Source organism: Monashia sp. HAY1-11D, assembly GCF_056868035.1.
In genome coordinates this window covers 622,264-637,516 of sequence record NZ_CP200320.1, presented here as the reverse complement: position 1 = coordinate 637,516, position 15,253 = coordinate 622,264, and the positions used below count along the sequence as shown (strand labels likewise).

The 15,253-nt window shown below is 72.4% G+C and carries 17 protein-coding genes and 2 pseudogenes; 6 read left to right on the top strand and 13 right to left on the bottom strand.

Annotation, left to right across the window (positions count from 1 at the left end; translation table 11 throughout):
- The first annotated feature begins 39 nt into the window (after positions 1-39).
- Positions 40-1,260, top strand: a complete 1,221-nt coding sequence (locus AC1VM9_RS02880; RefSeq protein WP_481341835.1) for an amidohydrolase — start codon at positions 40-42, stop codon at positions 1,258-1,260.
- Positions 1,261-1,266: 6 nt separating this feature from the next.
- Here AC1VM9_RS02880 and AC1VM9_RS02875 read toward each other — a convergent pair whose 3' ends face one another.
- On the bottom strand, positions 1,267-2,238 hold the full coding sequence (locus tag AC1VM9_RS02875; RefSeq protein WP_481341836.1) for a TerC/Alx family metal homeostasis membrane protein: 972 nt from the start codon (positions 2,236-2,238) through the stop codon (positions 1,267-1,269).
- Positions 2,239-2,438: 200 nt separating this feature from the next.
- The gene (locus AC1VM9_RS02870; RefSeq protein WP_483121047.1) at positions 2,439-3,008 is read right to left on the bottom strand and encodes an NADPH-dependent FMN reductase; all 570 of its coding nucleotides are present in this window, start codon (positions 3,006-3,008) and stop codon (positions 2,439-2,441) included.
- Between the two features lie 285 nt (positions 3,009-3,293).
- Here AC1VM9_RS02870 and AC1VM9_RS02865 point away from each other — a divergent pair, with 285 nt between their 5' ends.
- From AC1VM9_RS02865 to AC1VM9_RS02850, 4 genes are all read left to right on the top strand, one after another.
- Complete coding sequence (locus AC1VM9_RS02865) at positions 3,294-3,464, top strand: hypothetical protein (RefSeq protein WP_481341838.1); 171 nt, start codon at positions 3,294-3,296, stop codon at positions 3,462-3,464.
- Positions 3,465-3,563: 99 nt separating this feature from the next.
- On the top strand, positions 3,564-4,175 hold the full coding sequence (locus AC1VM9_RS02860; protein ID WP_483121045.1) for a metallophosphoesterase family protein: 612 nt from the start codon (positions 3,564-3,566) through the stop codon (positions 4,173-4,175).
- A 37-nt stretch (positions 4,176-4,212) separates the two neighbouring features.
- On the top strand, positions 4,213-4,422 hold the full coding sequence (locus tag AC1VM9_RS02855) for a hypothetical protein (protein WP_483121044.1): 210 nt from the start codon (positions 4,213-4,215) through the stop codon (positions 4,420-4,422).
- Between the two features lies 1 nt (position 4,423).
- A complete protein-coding gene (locus AC1VM9_RS02850; RefSeq protein ID WP_483121042.1) occupies positions 4,424-4,732 on the top strand; it encodes a hypothetical protein in 309 nt (102 codons plus the stop codon).
- Here AC1VM9_RS02850 and AC1VM9_RS02845 read toward each other — a convergent pair.
- From AC1VM9_RS02845 to AC1VM9_RS02810, 8 genes and pseudogenes are all read right to left on the bottom strand, one after another.
- A complete protein-coding gene (locus AC1VM9_RS02845; RefSeq protein ID WP_483121040.1) occupies positions 4,681-5,559 on the bottom strand; it encodes a patatin-like phospholipase family protein in 879 nt (292 codons plus the stop codon). The genes AC1VM9_RS02850 and AC1VM9_RS02845 overlap by 52 nt on opposite strands.
- 216 nt (positions 5,560-5,775) lie before the next feature.
- On the bottom strand, positions 5,776-6,798 hold the full coding sequence (locus AC1VM9_RS02840; protein ID WP_483121039.1) for a molybdopterin-dependent oxidoreductase: 1,023 nt from the start codon (positions 6,796-6,798) through the stop codon (positions 5,776-5,778).
- A gap of 181 nt (positions 6,799-6,979) precedes the next feature.
- Positions 6,980-9,262 carry a catalase/peroxidase HPI gene (gene katG, locus AC1VM9_RS02835; RefSeq protein WP_483121037.1) on the bottom strand — a complete coding sequence of 761 codons (2,283 nt, stop codon included), beginning with the start codon at positions 9,260-9,262 and terminating at the stop codon, positions 6,980-6,982.
- On the bottom strand, positions 9,259-9,720 hold the full coding sequence (locus AC1VM9_RS02830; RefSeq protein WP_481341198.1) for a Fur family transcriptional regulator: 462 nt from the start codon (positions 9,718-9,720) through the stop codon (positions 9,259-9,261). Before AC1VM9_RS02830 ends, katG begins: the two co-directional genes overlap by 4 nt.
- A 160-nt stretch (positions 9,721-9,880) precedes the next feature.
- Positions 9,881-10,324 carry a ferritin-like domain-containing protein gene (locus AC1VM9_RS02825; protein WP_481341199.1) on the bottom strand — a complete coding sequence of 148 codons (444 nt, stop codon included), beginning with the start codon at positions 10,322-10,324 and terminating at the stop codon, positions 9,881-9,883.
- Between the two features lie 147 nt (positions 10,325-10,471).
- On the bottom strand, positions 10,472-10,924 hold the full coding sequence (gene arr, locus AC1VM9_RS02820) for an NAD(+)--rifampin ADP-ribosyltransferase (protein WP_483123955.1): 453 nt from the start codon (positions 10,922-10,924) through the stop codon (positions 10,472-10,474).
- A 117-nt stretch (positions 10,925-11,041) separates the two neighbouring features.
- Positions 11,042-11,392: pseudogene (locus tag AC1VM9_RS02815) on the bottom strand (putative immunity protein); the annotation flags it as partial.
- A 203-nt stretch (positions 11,393-11,595) separates the two neighbouring features.
- Complete coding sequence (locus AC1VM9_RS02810) at positions 11,596-12,405, bottom strand: LLM class flavin-dependent oxidoreductase (RefSeq protein WP_483121035.1); 810 nt, start codon at positions 12,403-12,405, stop codon at positions 11,596-11,598.
- 211 nt (positions 12,406-12,616) lie between these two features.
- On the opposite strand from AC1VM9_RS02810, the gene AC1VM9_RS02805 reads away from it, so the two are divergent.
- On the top strand, positions 12,617-12,820 hold the full coding sequence (locus tag AC1VM9_RS02805; protein ID WP_481341201.1) for a cold-shock protein: 204 nt from the start codon (positions 12,617-12,619) through the stop codon (positions 12,818-12,820).
- 75 nt (positions 12,821-12,895) lie between these two features.
- Here the strand turns inward: AC1VM9_RS02805 and AC1VM9_RS02800 are convergent, their stop codons facing one another.
- The 3 genes and pseudogenes from AC1VM9_RS02800 to AC1VM9_RS02790 all read right to left on the bottom strand — a co-directional run bounded on the left by AC1VM9_RS02800 (position 12,896) and on the right by AC1VM9_RS02790 (position 15,252).
- On the bottom strand, positions 12,896-13,303 hold the full coding sequence (locus AC1VM9_RS02800; protein ID WP_481341202.1) for a universal stress protein: 408 nt from the start codon (positions 13,301-13,303) through the stop codon (positions 12,896-12,898).
- A 122-nt stretch (positions 13,304-13,425) separates the two neighbouring features.
- Positions 13,426-14,233, bottom strand: a pseudogene (locus tag AC1VM9_RS02795) (ATP-binding cassette domain-containing protein).
- Entirely contained in the window at positions 14,230-15,252 is a 1,023-nt protein-coding gene (locus tag AC1VM9_RS02790) for an ABC transporter permease (protein ID WP_481341204.1), read from the bottom strand. Before AC1VM9_RS02790 ends, AC1VM9_RS02795 begins: the two are co-directional and overlap by 4 nt.
- Between the last annotated feature and the right edge of the window lies 1 nt (position 15,253).

The following is a 15,253-nucleotide window of genomic DNA, read 5'->3' as shown; positions in this document are numbered from 1 at the left end:
CCTGAGAGGTCCTCAGCCACCACCCACCGAGGGGGAGCGATGGACCGGACCCAGGCGGTGCTCGCACGACGTGCCGCGACCAGGGAGTGGCAGGAAGAGGTCTACCGGGACCTGCACGCCCACCCCGAGCTGAGCGGGCAGGAGGAGCGGACGGCCACCGAGGTCGCCCGCCGCCTCGGTGCCATGGGCTACGCCGTCCGCCGGGTCGGCGGCGGCGTCGTCGGCACGCTGGAGAACGGGGCCGGGCCGGTCGTGCTCGCCCGCGCCGACATGGACGCGCTGCCCGTCACGGAGCTGACCGGCCTGCCGTACGCGTCGAGCCGGACCGCGACGGACGCCACCGGGGCCGAGGTGGGCGTGTCGCACGCGTGCGGGCACGACGTCCACGTGGCCTGCCTCCTCGGCGCCGCCGACCTGCTCGCATCCGGTGCCGAGGCGTGGGCCGGCACCGTCGTCGCGCTCTTCCAGCCCGCCGAGGAGACCGCCGCCGGCGCGCAGGGGATGCTCGACGCCGGGCTCGCCGAGGTGATCCCCAGGCCCGACGTGGCGTTCGGCCAGCACGTCCTCGGACTCGAGGCGGGCACGGTCGGGACCGCGTCGGGCCCCGTCATGTCGGCGGGGGACAGCATCCGGATCACCCTGTACGGCAAGGGATCCCACGGGTCGATGCCGCACCTCGCCGTCGACCCGGTCGTCCTCGCGGCGTCGGTCGTCCTGCGGCTGCAGACCATCGTCGCCCGGGAGACCAGGCCGGGGGAGTTCGCCGTCGTGACCGTGGGCAGCAGCGTCGCCGGGACGAAGAGCAACATCATCCCGGACCAGGCGGTCCTGCTGGTCAACGTCCGGACCTACGACGAGTCGGTCCGCGAGCACGTGCTCGCGGCGGTCGAGCGGATCGTCCGCGCCGAGTGCGACGGTGCCGGCTCCCCCCGACCGCCGGTGTTCGAGTACTACGACCGGTACCCCCTGACGAGCAACGACGCCGGCGTCACCGCCGTCGTCACCGGGGCCTTCCGCGAGCACTTCGGCAGCGAGCGGGTCGTCGACCTGGGGCGGGTCACTGCCAGCGAGGACTTCAGCCGATTGCCCGACGCGTTCGGGGCACCCTACTGCTACTGGGGCATCGGCGGTTTCCCGGCCGGCGCGGACGCCCCGCCGAACCACTCGCCGTACTTCGCCCCGCTCATCCAGCCGACCCTCGACACCGGGACCGCCGCGCTCGTCGTCGCAGCCCTCAGCCACCTGTCCGACCCGGGCTGACGCCCGTCAGGAGGTGGCGCGCTGGTCGAGCCAGTTCTTCCCCAGGCTCGCGGCGGCCGACGCGAGGAGGACCGTGACGATGAACCCGAGCGACGTGGCGATGCCGATCTCCGGCAGCGGGATGGACCCCAGGTGGTCGATGTGCGACCCGTGCAGCGCCTCGATGATGAGCTTGGCACCGATGAAGGCCAGGATCGCCGACAGGCCGACGTTGAGGTAGATGAGGCGCTCGAGCAGCCCGCCGACGAGGAAGTACAGCTGCCGCAGCCCCATGAGGGCGAAGGCGTTGGCCGTGAAGATGACGAACGCGTCCTGCGTCAGGCCGAAGATGGCCGGGATGGAGTCGAGGGCGAAGACGACGTTCGCCAGCGCGATCGCCGACACCGCGATGACCAGCGGTGTCCAGTGGCGGCGGCCGTCCTGCCGGACCGAGAGCCGGTCGCCGTGGTAGTCCCGGCTCATCGGCAGGACGCGACGCATCGCGCGCAGCACCCGGTACTCGCCGAACTCGGGCTCGTCCTGCTCGCGCAGCAGCGTCACGGCCGTGTAGATGAGCAGGATGCCGAACAGGTAGAACGTCCACGAGGCCGCCGCGATGAGCGCTGCGCCGGCGAAGATGAACACGGCCCGCAGCACCATCGAGATGACGATCCCGAGGTAGAGGACCTTGTCCTGCGCGAAGGAGGGGACCGCGAACTTCGTCATGATGATGACGAAGACGAAGAGGTTGTCGACCGACAGGCTGTACTCGGTGATGTACCCCGAGAAGAACTCGGCGCCGGTGCGACCTCCCACGGTCAGGGCGAGCACGAGACCGAAGGCCAGGGCCAGGGAGACGTAGAAGGTCACCCAGCGGACCGACTGCCCCAGCGAGACCTCGCCGCCACGACGGGCGATGACCCGCAGGTCGACGTAGACGATGACCGCAAGGAGCGCGAGGGTGGCGACCCAGACAGGGACGGGGACAGCGCTGATCATTGAATCCTCCGGAGGTACGTGACAACTCCGGAGGTCTCCTCCGCCGAGCGAGTCGGCCCCGGACACCGGAACAGCCTGGCTGTTCGTGATGACGACGTCCGGATTCGGGAGTACTCCCCTCCACCGGGGGGCACGCTATCGCGTCGGCGCCCGCCGCTCAGCGGGTGTCCATGATCTGACCGTCCTCGTGCCCGTCCCCGTCAGGGCCGCGGGAGGACCGTGAGCACGCGCTCGACATGGGCACGGAACTCCTCCATGAAGGCGCGGAGGAACGACGCGGTGGTCTCGTCGTTGACCTCCCCGCCCGAGGCGAAGGCGTCGGGCCGGAACTGGACGTAGGCCTCGGGGGCCGTCATCTGCCGCGCGTTGCAGAAGCTCAGCACGGCGCGCAGGCTCTGCTGGGCCAGCGCGGTACCGATCGCCCCGGGCGACGCGCCGATGACCGCGGCAGGCAGGTGGTCGAACGAGTTCTGTCCCCACGGACGGGAGGCCCAGTCGATGGCGTTCTTCAGGGCGCCCGGGATGGACCGGTTGTACTCGGGGGTCACGAACAGGACGGCGTCGGCGGCGGCGATCGACGCCTTGAGGGTCCGCGCCTCGGGTGGGTAGTCGGCGTCGAAGTCGGGGCTGTAGAGGGGCAGGTTGCCGATCGGGATCTCGGTGAACCCGAGGTCGGGCGGCGCCAACCGGATCAGCGCCTGGCTGAGGGTGCGGTTGATGGACGTGGAGGACAGGCTCCCGACGAAGTAGCCGACCGTGTACGTGCTCATGGCGTGCCTCCTGAGGTGGTGGTGGGGTGGTGGACGCGGTGGTGGTGCGGGGGCGGCGGTGTGGTGCGTCGGCGGCGGCGACGACGCGCTCGGTGCTCCCTACCCGGTCGCGGGCACGTCATCCGGTTCGGCCGGTGGTAGAACACCTGTTCGACCGGGCTGCACAATGGTGGGGTGGCGGGCGGCATGAGGCGAGGGCGCGGGACCCCTTTGCGGGACCGTCCGGTCGTCGGTGCCGGGGCTGGCGCCGCCCCGGGCGGCGGTGCGGGACGACGTCACTGCTGGGTGGAGGGGCCCGCCGACCATCCCGGCCCCTGGCCCGGCGTGGTGGTCGAGTGGCGCCGCGACGCGGACGCGGGTGGCTGGAGCGCGCTCGTCGTCTACGTCGTCGCCGAGGCAGGGACGGTGACGACCGTCCAGGCCTGGGTGTCGGCGCGGTTCCTCCGCCCCGCCTGACCGGCCGCGGACGAGGCCGCCGGGCCGGCCGGTGGGGCGTGGCGCCGGGGACCACTCCGGCGGGCGGCCGTCCCCTGCTCGCGGTGTTCACTGGGGTGCATGACGACCCGACTGCTCCTGCTGGCCGACACCCACGTGCCGAAGCGCGCCAAAGGCCTGCCGGACCAGGTCTGGCGCGCCGTCGACGACGCCGACCTGGTGGTCCACGCCGGGGACTGGGTCGACGTCGCGCTGCTCGACGAGCTCCAGGCACGGGCCCGCCGGCTCGTGGCGGTCGTGGGCAACAACGACCACGGCTCCCTGCGGGAACGCCTGCCCGAGTTCGTCGAGGTGGAGGTCGAGGGGGTGCGCGTCGGCGTCGTGCACGAGACCGGTCCGGCGTCGGGGCGCGAGGAGCGGTGCGACGCGCGCTACCCCACGCTCGACGTCCTCGTCTTCGGGCACAGCCACATCCCCTGGGACTCGACCTCGGCGAGGGGGCTGCGGCTGCTCAACCCCGGGTCACCGACCGACCGTCGACGCCAGCCCTTCTGCACCTACCTGACGCTCACCGTCCACGACGGCGTGCTCGGGCCGGTCGCGCTGCACGAGATCGGGCGGACACCGGCACAGCCGGACGCTGCCCCGGACGATGCCCCCGACGCTGCCCCGGACGCTGCCCCGGTTCGGGGGTCCAGCGGTTCTCGCGCGCGGGGCCGGTCAGGTGCCTAGCGTTGGAACCGTCCACCCCGGGCGGCGAGGAGTCACGATGGCTGCAAGCACGGTCAGGTTCGAGTCGCAGACGGTGATCCACCGGCCCGCCGCCGAGGTCTTCGAGCGTCTGGCCGACCTGCCGGGCTATCGGCACTGGCTGCACCACGGCGGCCTGTTCCGGGGGAGTGACCTGACGTCGGCGCTGCCGCTGGGGGAGGGCGCGACCTATGTCGACCGCACCTGGATGGGGCGCTTCGAGGGGTGAGGTGAGCGAGCTGGTGCCGCCGGTGCGGATCGCCTTCGACGAGACGTTGAGCTGGTTCGGGCGCCCGCTGACCCGGGCGCGGCCTGGCTACGTCCTCGAGGGCCAGGGGGATGTCACGACGGTCCACCACGTCGCGGTCGCGGAGCTGTACGGCGTGATGCGGCTCCTGCTGCCGGTCGCGCGGTGGCTGGTCGACCGGGAGCGCAGCCGCACCCTCCGGGCGCTCGAGCGGTCCTTCGGGACCGACCAGCGCCGGCGTCAGCGCCAGAACTCGGCGAGCGACTCGGCGAGGTCCCGGCCCTGGGCGTAGCCTCCTCGCGCGGCCGGCAGACGCGTCGACGGATCCAGCGCGTTGGCGTCGAACACGGCACCGGCGCGGGCGTCCGGGAAGACGGTCTGCACCGAGCTGCCCGCTGCGCGCAGCTCGGCGACCTGGCTGGCCAGGTCCATGCCCCACTCCAGTGGCATGCGGGACCGGCCGCCGAAGGGTGACAGGACCAGCACCCGCCCGTACCCGGCCGCCAGGTCGGCGTTCTCGCTGCGTCGGTAGCCGCCGTTGAGGTACCGGTTCTCGCCGATGCGGTAGGGCGTCATGGCCGAGGTGCTGGCCGCGACGGCGTCCACCAGCTCGACTCCGCTGTGACGGTCGAAGAGGACCGGCTCTCCGGTGCGCGCATCGACGGCCGTGATGAGCACCGGTCGCTGCGGCCAGTGCCGGCTGGGCAGACGCGCGGCGACGACGTCGCGCCAGCGGGCCGCACCGGCGCCGTCGGACGCATCCGCCTCGAGCGCCGCGGCGCCCATCCTCCGGCGCATGTCGGCCGGGTCCTCGGCAGAGGCGATGATCCGGTCGGACCACTCCAGGTAGCTCGGGCCCGAGACGCCGGGAGCGAGTCCCCTCCCCGCCCCGCGGCCGCCGGCCCGCGTGGGAGGCGTCTCCGCGAGGATGGCGGCGTACAGCTCGGCAGGCGGGATCCCGCTGGTGATCTGGGCAGCGACCGTCGACCCTGCGGAGGTGCCGACGACGAGGTCGGCCTCGGTGACGTCGACGCCGGCATCGGACAGGCCGGCGACGAGGCCGAGCTCCCAGGCATTGCCGGCCGCTCCGCCTCCGGCGAGGACCAGGGCACGAGTCACGATCGCTCGCACGCTAGCAGGCCGGGAAGGACCAGGCAGCAGGTGGCGTCCCGGATGACGACCACCATCCACTCGTCGGCCGAAACGGCACGCACACAACCGCCGCCCCGGACGTGGTCGTGGTCGCCATCTCGAACCGCAGCCGGGAGGGGGCGCATCTGGCATGGGTCCACAGCGGGCGCTCCCTCGGGCATCGGGGTGGTCGGCCGGACCGGTTCACTGCAGCGGGAACGGCGGCTGGGACCACGACGGCTGCGGTTCGACGCTCACCTGCTCGACCCACTTGACCCACCAGAACCCCCGCCGTCCGGCCGCCACCAGCCTGACCGGGGCGCCGTGCCCGGGCGAGAGGGGCAGCCCGCCGACGTGCGTCGCGAGCAGCAACCTCGACGCGTCCTCGGACGGGAAGCGCCGGGTGTAGCCGGTCACCGAGCGCACGGCGATCGACCCGTGGTCGGGCGTCCCGAGCAGGGTGTCCAGCCGGACACCGCGCCACGTCTGCTCGGCCCACCAGCCGCCGGTGCAGTCGAGGATCGCCGACTGCGTCGCGTCACCCAGCCTGAGCAGGTCGGCGTGGGAGAGCCGCAGCACCGGCTCGCCGGGCCGGCTGACGAGCAGGTCGTAGGTGTCCGGGTCGATGCGGGGCACACCGTCGGTGAACCACTGGGTGACCGGCATCGCGGAAGGAGCGCCCGAGCCGACCTCGTAGGACCCTGTCCCGCGGCGACGAGCCCCCGGGAGACGGGCCGCCGACGTGACGGACCCCAGCGCCCCGTACGCCAGGGCCGCCGTCCCGCCGACGGCGATCGCCCTCAAGGCCGTTCGCCGGGAGAGGTCGGTCGCGCGAGGCCGCTGCCATCGACGGACCACGTGCACCAGTGCGAGCGGTGCCGCCACGAAGGCGGCGGCGACGTGCACCGTGAGGGCGCTGACCCCCGCGACCTCGAGCGGGCCGAGCGTGGCGTGCACGACGCCGGCGAGCAGGCAGACGGCGACGGCCACGGCGAACGCCACCGCGAGGGCGTGCCCGCGTCGACGACGCAGGCCGCGTCGCACGATCACCGCCTTCCACGGGCTGAGGACGAGGATGCCGAGCCCGAGGACGCCGTGGACCACGGTGACGGCCCTCGACGCGGGGCCTTCGACCCCGAAGGCCAGCCAGCCCGTCGCGAAGGCCGCCGCCAGGAGCACGAGGAGGCCGAGGTTGGTCCGTCGGCTCGGCCGGGACGACACCGCCATCAGACCAGTGTGCCGCGGCCCGTTGGACCGCCACCCCTCTCGTCGATGGCGGCGCCGTGAGGCCGATGGGGTGATGCCGTGCCGGCGCTCCCCGCCCGCCCGCCAGGGGGTCAGCGCGAGCCGAGACGCGACGAGCCCGGCACCCCGTGGAGGGGCGCCGGGCTCGTCGCGTGCGGCGGGGTCAGACCAGGTCGAACCGGTCGAGCTCCATCACCTTGGTCCACGCGGCGACGAAGTCGTGGACGAACTTCTCCCGGGCGTCCTCGCTGGCGTACACCTCGGCGAGCGCGCGCAGCTGGGAGTTCGACCCGAAGATGAGGTCGACCGGGGTGGCCGTCCACTTGAGGTCACCGCTGGCGAGGTCACGGATGTCGTAGACGTTCTCCTCGGACTCCGACGCCTTCCACTGCGTGCCGGGGGCGAGCAGGTTGACGAAGAAGTCGTTGGTCAGGACGCCCGGACGGTCGGTCAGGACGCCGTGCGCGACGCCACCGACGTTGTTGCCGAGGGCCCGCAGGCCGCCGACGAGGACCGTCATCTCGGGAGCGGTGAGGTTCAGCATGTACGCGCGGTCGACGAGAAGGACCTCCGGCTGGAGCTTGACGCCCGGACGCAGGTAGTTGCGGAACCCGTCTGCGCGCGGCTCGAGCACCGCGAAGGAGTCGACGTCCGTCGCTTCCTGCGTCGCGTCGGTGCGGCCGGGGTGGAACGGCACGGTCACCGCGACACCCGCGTCCTGCGCGGCCTTCTCCACGGCGGCGGAGCCCGCGAGGACGATGAGGTCGGCCAGCGAGATCGTCGCGCCCCCGGCCTCGTTGAACTCGCGCTGGATGCCCTCGAGGGTGTCGAGGACCGCCCCGAGCTGCTCGGGCTGGTTGACGGCCCAGCTGCGCTGCGGCTCCAGGCGGATACGAGCGCCGTTTGCACCGCCCCGCTTGTCGGTGCTGCGGAAGGTCGCGGCCGACGCCCACGCGGTCGAGACGAGCTGGGAGACCGTCAGGCCGGACCCGAGGACCTTGTCCTTGAGCGCGGCGACGTCGTCGTCGCCCACCAGCGGACCCTCGACGGCGGGCACGGGGTCCTGCCACAGCTGCTCCTCGCCGACCCACGGGCCGAGGTAACGCGAGACCGGACCCATGTCGCGGTGGAGCAGCTTGTACCAGGCCTTGGCGAAGGCCAGGCGGAACTCCTCGGGGTCCTCGAGGAAGCGACGCGAGATCTTCTCGTAGGCCGGGTCGAAGCGCAGGGCCAGGTCGGAGGTCAGCATGCGCGGCTCGTGACGCTTCGACGGGTCGTGGGCGTCCGGGATCAGGTCGGCGCCCGCGCCGTCCTTCGGCCGCCACTGGTGGGCGCCGGCCGGGGACGTCGTCAGCTCCCAGTCGTAGCCGAACAGGATCTGGAAGAACTCGTTGTCCCACCGCGTCGGGTTGGAGGTCCACGTGACCTCGAGACCGGACGTGATCGTGTCGGCGCCCTTGCCGCTGCCGAACTCGCTCTTCCAGCCGAGGCCCTGCTGCTCGAGCGGGGCACCCTCGGGCTCCGGGCCGACGAGGCTGGAGTCGCCGGCGCCGTGGGTCTTGCCGAAGGTGTGGCCACCGGCGATGAGCGCGACGGTCTCCTCGTCGTTCATGGCCATCCGACCGAAGGTCTCGCGGATGTCGCGTGCCGAGGCGACGGGGTCCGGGTTGCCGTTGGGGCCCTCGGGGTTGACGTAGATCAGACCCATCTGGACCGCGCCGAAGACCTCGTCGAGCTGACGGTCGCCGGAGTAGCGCTCGTCGCCGAGCCAGGTGTCCTCGGGACCCCAGAAGATCTCCTCCGGCTCCCAGACGTCCTCACGGCCGAAGCCGAACCCGAAGGTCTGGAAGCCCATGTCCTCGAGGGCCACGTTGCCGGCGAGCACGAGCAGGTCGGCCCAGGAGATCTTCTGTCCGTACTTCTGCTTGACCGGCCAGAGCAGGCGGCGGGCCTTGTCGAGGTTGGCGTTGTCGGGCCAGCTGTTGAGCGGCGCGAACCGCTGACCGCCGTCACCGGCCCCACCGCGACCGTCGTAGATGCGGTACGTGCCGGCCGCGTGCCAGCTCATCCGGATGAACAGGCCGCCGTAGTGGCCGAAGTCGGCCGGCCACCAGTCCTGCGAGGTGTGCAGCACGTCGACGATGTCCTGCTTGAGGGCGTCCAGGTCGAGCTTGGCGAACTCGGCCTTGTAGTCGAAGTCCGGGCCCAGCGGGTTGCCCTTGGGGGAGTGGGCGTGCAGCACCGAGAGGTCGAGCGAGTCGGGCCACCAGTCCTTGATGCCGCGCGGGCGACCGCCGGTCTTCGGCGTGGGCGAGTCGATCGCCGGGTTCTCGCTCTCGCTGCCCTGCGCGGTCGCCGAGTCGTGCATGACCGGGCAGCCGCCGCCGCTCGTGCGGTCCACCCCCTGCGGGCTATCGGGGGTGACGTGGTTCTGGATGTCGGTCATGAGTGGTTCCTTCCGGGCATCGTTGTCGCTTCAGGGGTTTCGGCGGTCGAGCAGGCGGGACAGGTGCCCCAGTAGACGACCTCCGCCTCGTCGATCACGAAACCGTGGTCGTCGGAGGCGGTGAGACAGGGGGTGTGGCCGGTGGCGCAGTCGACGTCGGCGATCGCGCCGCACGAGCGGCAGACCACGTGGTGGTGGTTGTCGCTGACCCGGGCCTCGTAGCGTGCGGTCGCCCCAGCGGGCTGGATGCGTCGCAGCAGGCCCGCGGTGGTGAGCGCACGCAGGACGTCGTACACCGCCTGGTGCGAGACCGCGCCGAGGTCTGCGCGGACCCTGTCGATCACCGTGTCGGTGTCGGCGTGCGGGTGGTTGTGGACCACCGAGAGGACTGCCAGCCGCGGCCGGGTGACCCGCAGCGACGCCCCCCGCAACACGGCCTCGTAGTCCGTCGTCGTCATGCGCACACCATGGCGTCTAATCTTGAATGAGTCAAGATGTGTCTCGAAGGCTCTCGCGCGAACACACCCGAGCACGGCGACGAGCCGGTCAGCTCCAGCGGGAGCTGACCGGCTCGGCCCGTCGACGCGTGCCTCCCGAGAGGCGGGCGCGTCAGTCGGGTCAGTCCGTGACCTGCAGCGCCTTGACCTCGTCGCGAGCGGCGAGGACCGCGGCGTGCTGCCGGGTCACGACCTCGCGGAAGCCCGCGCTGAGGTCCGCCTCGAGGGCCTTCTCGTACTCCGACACCGCGTGGTCCTCACCGGTCACCGCGGCACCCAGGACGCTGCCGGCGTCATCACCGGTCAGGGCGTCCTTGAGCGCGATCCAGCCGCGGTGCAGGGCGGCGGCGGCCGACCCGCTCTCGTCGACGTCCTCGCCGTACTCGTGGCCCATCTCGACGATCTCGCGCCGGAAGCCGGCGCGCTGCTCGGACAGGCGTTGCAGGGTGCTGGCCCACTCGGGACGGTCACCGTCACGAAGCTTCTCGGCGGCTGAGGCGAACCCTCGCTCGCCGTCCTTCAGCGTCTCCACCAGGTCCTTGGCGACCTTCTCGTCATCCGACATCTGTGCTCCTTCGTCGATGAGCTGGACCTTCGAGTCCTACCCGCAAGGTGAGGCCACCAACCGCCGGAACCGCCGTCGGACGCGGCCGGCCACCCGCTCCCTCCGGGCCACCGCTCGGGGCCGCGGCGGGCGACGTCCCGAGGGTCGTCAGTCGTCCATCGCCTCGATCCCCAGCTCGGCCAGCTCGACCATGCGCGCGCGCATGTGGCTGATCATCTCCGGGTCCGGAGGCGTCCAGCCCGTGATCTCCTCGACGACGCGCAGCGGCTCGGTCGTCCGGTAGGACCGCGTCGGGTTGCCCGGGAAGCGCTTGTCGGTGACGTTCGGGTCGTCCTCGATCCGGCCGAGCGGCTCGACCCGGTAGACGCGGCCGGGACCGTCACCGCGAGCGAGCTCGGCAGCCAGTGGTGCGCCGTCGCGCGTGGCGGTCAGGTAGATGTGCTTGGCCCGGCGCCCCGATCCGTAGTTCGAGCTCCACCCCGGCGTGAGCAGGTCACCCGGGCGCAGGTCCGCTCTCGTCCCGTGGAAGAACGGCCCGGGGTCGTCGACGACGCGCGGCGTCGGAGGTGGGTCCCGCAGCAGGCTGTCGAGCCGTTGCATGAGGACCGCGACCCGGCTGCGCCCCTTGGGCGCCCGCGGGTAGCGGCTCAGCACCTCGAGGACGACGGGCGTGGCCCGCTTGGCGGCTGCGGTGACGACGTACTCCGCGACGACCGGGTCGTCGCCCCGGGCGAGCTCGGCTGCGCGGGCGGCGTGGGCGGCCGACCCGAGGATGTGCCGCACCTGCGTCGCCCGGGCGAGGGGGTGCAGGTAGGCCGCTGCGGCGGCATCGCCCGCGGCGGTCGCCGCGTGCCGCGCGGGTTCGGCCGTCGCGTCTTTTGCGGCGCGGTGGGCGTCGGCCGCGGCGCTGCGTTGGAGGCGCGACCGCGGCGCGCCCTCGGCGAAGACCCGCGCGGCGTGGACAGCCGCCGCCGGCCGCGGGTCATCGGGACGGTCCCGCTGGAAGAGGACGAGCGCCGGTTCGGCGCACGCCGCGGCATACCCGGCGACCGCCCGCAGCTCGTCCATCGTCAGCTCGACGTCTCCTGGGCCGGTCTGCATCGCCCAAACCTCCCACACGGCATCCGCCCGCGCCCCTCGGGACGGTGCCGGCTCGCCCGCCTGCGAGGGCTGTCGCCCGCCCGCGCGGGCTGTCACCCGGCCGCGAGGGCTGTCACCCGGCCGCGCGGGCTGTCGCCCGGCCGCGCGGGCTGTCGCCCGGGCTGCGCGGGCTATCGCCCGGCCAGCTCGGCCACCACCGGGGCCAGCACGTCGGCGGAGTTCGCGCCGACGACGAAGTAGGTGTAGCCGATCTCCTCGCGGCGTCGCTCGATCTCCTCGGCGGCGGCCGCCGGGTCGCCCGGGAGCACGGCCAGCGAGTCCGCCTCCCGGAGGGCCTGCGGGTCGGTGTCGCGCACCGAGGTCATGAACGGGGCGATGGCGTCGCCGACGACGGGGACGTGGAGCGCGAGCTCGACGTCGCGCACGGCACGCAGCTCGCGCGCCCGACGCGCGACGTCGGCGCGGGCGTCACCGGGCAGCGTCGCGATCGTGACGGTGTCGGCGACCTCGGCAGCCAGCGCCAGGGCTCTCGGCCCCCGGACGGCCATGACCACCGGCGTGTGGACGTCCGGGCCGTCCAGGTCGCGCAGCACGGCCACGGTCTCACGCACCTGGGCCAGCCGCCCCTGCGGTGGCGGGACGGGCATCCCGAGCTCGCGCAGCTCGTCCTCGATCCCCGGCCGTCCGGTGCCGATGCCCATCTCGAAGCGCCCCTCGGTGAGCACCGACAGCGAGTGTGCCTCCCAGGCGGTGCTCCAGGCCGGTCGCAGCGGGGAGGCGTAGACCCAGGTACCGACGCGCAGGTCGGTCTGCGCCGCTGCCATCGCGAGTGCTGGGGCGGGCGCGGGCTGCCACTGCGGCACGTCGGGCATCAGCAGCGTCGAGTAGCCGCTGTCGGCGATGCGGCGCACCCGGTCCCGCCACGTGGGCACGTCGGTCAGCACCGGGGTGACGACCCCGAAACGAAGCGGTCTGGTCATGTCTGGACTCCGTCCGCAGGTGGCACGTCCGGCAGTCGGCGTGGCCGACGACGAACCGTGGAGCACGGAGGAGCAAGGGTAGCGGCGGCTGCTACCGTCGGTGCCAGTTGCCGTCAGAGTCCAGGCGAAGGTCGCGGGTCGCGCTCGTCGTGACCGTCGGCAGCCCGAGGCCTCCACACGGAGGCCTCGCACGACAAGAAGAGGCAAACCAGTGGCAACAGGCACCGTGAAGTGGTTCAACAGCGAAAAGGGCTTCGGCTTCATCGAGCAGGACGGCGGCGGCGCCGACGTCTTCGTTCACTACTCGGCCATCGAGAGCAGCGGCTACCGCGAGCTGCAGGAGGGCCAGAAGGTCGAGTTCGACGTCACCCAGGGCCCGAAGGGGCCTCAGGCGGAGAAGGTCAGGGGCATCTGACGCGGGACCTCCGCCCTCGTGCTCGAAGGACGATCCCCCGACCTGTCGGTCGGGGGATCGTCCGTGTGGGGAGGGTCAGGCCGCCGGGGCCGGTTTCACCGCGAGCACCGGGCATGGGGCGTCGAGGAGGACCTGCTGCGCCGTGCTGCCGGTGAGCAGCTTGCCCACGGGGGAGCGTCGACGCACGCCGATGACGACGAGGTCCGCGTCGACCTCCTCGACGCAGGTGAGGATCGCCTCGGCCGCCGAGCTGCCGGTCGTGGGTTGGCGGACGTCGTGGCCGATGTCCTGGTTGGCCAGCTGCAGGTCGATGGCGTCCATGTCCTGGGCGGTCGCGAACGAGGGGTCGGCGTAGTTGCCGTCACGGCCGGTGTTGACGACCGTGAGGTGGGCCCCGGTGCGTCGGGCGAGGTCGATGGCGGCATCGAGCGCCGCCGACCCCTCCGGCGTGGGGATGTACCCGACGACGATCCTGGCGTACATGCGTCTCCTGTCCTGCGCTCGACGGGCCCGAGGTGGGGCTGGTTCCGCCCGGTCGAGCGCGGGTTCGGTGGGGAGGGAGCGGGGCCGCCGCCTCGGTCGGCGGCCCCGCCCGTTCGTGGGGGCTACGCCTCGAGCCGCAGCGCGCCGGTCATGATGCCGACGCCCTCGGTCATCGAGTGCGACTGCGGCGTGATGACGCCGGCACAGCCGCCGAGCCGTTGGACGTGGATGCGGTCGGCCACGTCCCACACGTGCGGCATGTTGTGCGAGATGAGGATGACGCCGAGGCCCTTCTCGCGCAGCTGCCGCACCATCGCGAGCACCTGGTTGCTCTCCTTGACCCCGAGGGCTGCGGTCGGCTCGTCGAGGACGACAACCTTGCCGCCGAACGCCGCGGCCCGGCTGACGGCGACGGCCTGCCGCTGTCCGCCGGAGAGCGTCTCGACCGCCTGGCCCATGTTCTGGATCGTCTGGATGCCGAGCTTCCTGGACGGCGGCACCCGCCCGCTCCCGCATGCCCTTCTTGTCGAGCATGCGCAGCACGGACCCGAGCGGGCCCGGGCGGCGCTCCTCGCGGGCGAGGTAGAGGTTGCTCGCGATGTCCAGCGCCGGGATGACCGCCAGCTGCTGGTACACCGTCTCGATGCCGGCGTCACGCGCGTCCTGCGGGCGGGTGAAGTGCACCCGCTTGCCGTCGAGCTCGAGCACGCCGGCGTCGGGGACCAGGGCACCGGTCAGGCACTTGATGAGCGTGGACTTCCCGGCGCCGTTGTCGCCGATGACGGCAAGGACCTCACCGGGGTAGAGGTCGAGGTCGACCCCGTCGAGCCCGACCACGCGGCCGAAGGTCTTCACGAGCCCCCGGGCCGAGAGGACCGGCTGCCGGGTCCCGCTCGAGGTGCCCGTCGCGTCCGATGCCACTGCGGTCATGACTTCACCTTCCTGATCCACTGGTCGATCGCCACCGCCACGATGACGAGGACGCCCACGGCGAGCAGTCGGTACTGCTGGTCGACGCGGGCCAGGCTGAGGCCGACGTAGAAGGCCTGGACGATGAGGGCGCCGATGAGCGTCCCCACCAGCCGACCGCGCCCGCCGAAGAGGCTCGTGCCGCCGATGACGACCGCCGTGATGCTCTGCAGGTTGGCGTCGGTGATGGCGTTGGGGCTCGCTGCACCGGCACGACCGATGAGGACCCAGGCGCCGAGGCCGTAGATGAGGCCCGCGACGACGTACACGCTGAGCAGCACGCGCTTGCTCGCGATGCCCGACAGGCGCGCGGCCTCCGCGTCGTCGCCGACGGCGTAGACGTGCTGGCCCCAGGCCGTCTGGCTCAGGGCGAACCCGACCACCGCGTAGAGGACGAGCACGATGACGACGCCGACCGTGAGCCGGAATGGGCCGAGCGGGAAGCTCGTCGAGGTCCAGTTGAGCAGGTCCGGCAGCTCGTTGTTCTGGAAGCTCTTGCTGCCCGAGTAGAGCAGCGCCGCCGCGGTGAAGATGCTCAGGGTCCCGAGCGTGACGATGAACGGCGGCAGGTTGACGCGGGTGACGAGCAGCCCGTTCAGCGCGCCGGCGGCGAGGCCGAGCCCGACACCGACCAGCAGGGCCACCGGTGCCGGCCAGCCGTGGTCGGCGGCGAGCTTGGCCATGACCATCATCGCGAGGATGACGATGGCTCCGACGGACAGGTCGATGCCGGCGGTGAGGATGATGAGCGTCTGGCCGATGGCCAGGCACGCGACGACCGCCGTCTGCTGCACGAGCAGGGAGAGCGCCGCCGGGTTGGAGAACCTCGGGTTGACGGCGGTGAAGACCACCATCGTCAGGACGAGGATGACGAGCGGGCTGATCCACGGGTGTCCGTGGAGCAGGTGCTGCACGCGTTGGAGGGGGCTGTGCCGTCGACGGGTCAGCTCCGCCACCGCGGCCGAGGTGCCAGCGGTCATG

Bases quoted from the DNA above. Each gene is read 5' to 3' on its own strand.
- AC1VM9_RS02790 (WP_481341204.1), bottom strand. From the start codon at position 15,252: ATGACCGCTGGCACCTCGGCCGCGGTGGCGGAGCTGACCCGTCGACGG.
- katG (WP_483121037.1), bottom strand. From the start codon at position 9,262: ATGACCGACATCCAGAACCACGTCACCCCCGATAGCCCGCAGGGGGTG.
- AC1VM9_RS02800 (WP_481341202.1), bottom strand. From the start codon at position 13,303: ATGTACGCCAGGATCGTCGTCGGGTACATCCCCACGCCGGAGGGGTCG.
- AC1VM9_RS02860 (WP_483121045.1), top strand. From the start codon at position 3,564: ATGACGACCCGACTGCTCCTGCTGGCCGACACCCACGTGCCGAAGCGC.
- arr (WP_483123955.1), bottom strand. From the start codon at position 10,924: ATGCAACGGCTCGACAGCCTGCTGCGGGACCCACCTCCGACGCCGCGC.
- AC1VM9_RS02825 (WP_481341199.1), bottom strand. From the start codon at position 10,324: ATGTCGGATGACGAGAAGGTCGCCAAGGACCTGGTGGAGACGCTGAAG.
- AC1VM9_RS02875 (WP_481341836.1), bottom strand. From the start codon at position 2,238: ATGATCAGCGCTGTCCCCGTCCCTGTCTGGGTCGCCACCCTCGCGCTC.
- AC1VM9_RS02840 (WP_483121039.1), bottom strand. From the start codon at position 6,798: ATGGCGGTGTCGTCCCGGCCGAGCCGACGGACCAACCTCGGCCTCCTC.
- AC1VM9_RS02880 (WP_481341835.1), top strand. From the start codon at position 40: ATGGACCGGACCCAGGCGGTGCTCGCACGACGTGCCGCGACCAGGGAG.
- AC1VM9_RS02830 (WP_481341198.1), bottom strand. From the start codon at position 9,720: ATGACGACGACGGACTACGAGGCCGTGTTGCGGGGGGCGTCGCTGCGG.
- AC1VM9_RS02810 (WP_483121035.1), bottom strand. From the start codon at position 12,405: ATGACCAGACCGCTTCGTTTCGGGGTCGTCACCCCGGTGCTGACCGAC.
- AC1VM9_RS02855 (WP_483121044.1), top strand. From the start codon at position 4,213: ATGGCTGCAAGCACGGTCAGGTTCGAGTCGCAGACGGTGATCCACCGG.
- AC1VM9_RS02870 (WP_483121047.1), bottom strand. From the start codon at position 3,008: ATGAGCACGTACACGGTCGGCTACTTCGTCGGGAGCCTGTCCTCCACG.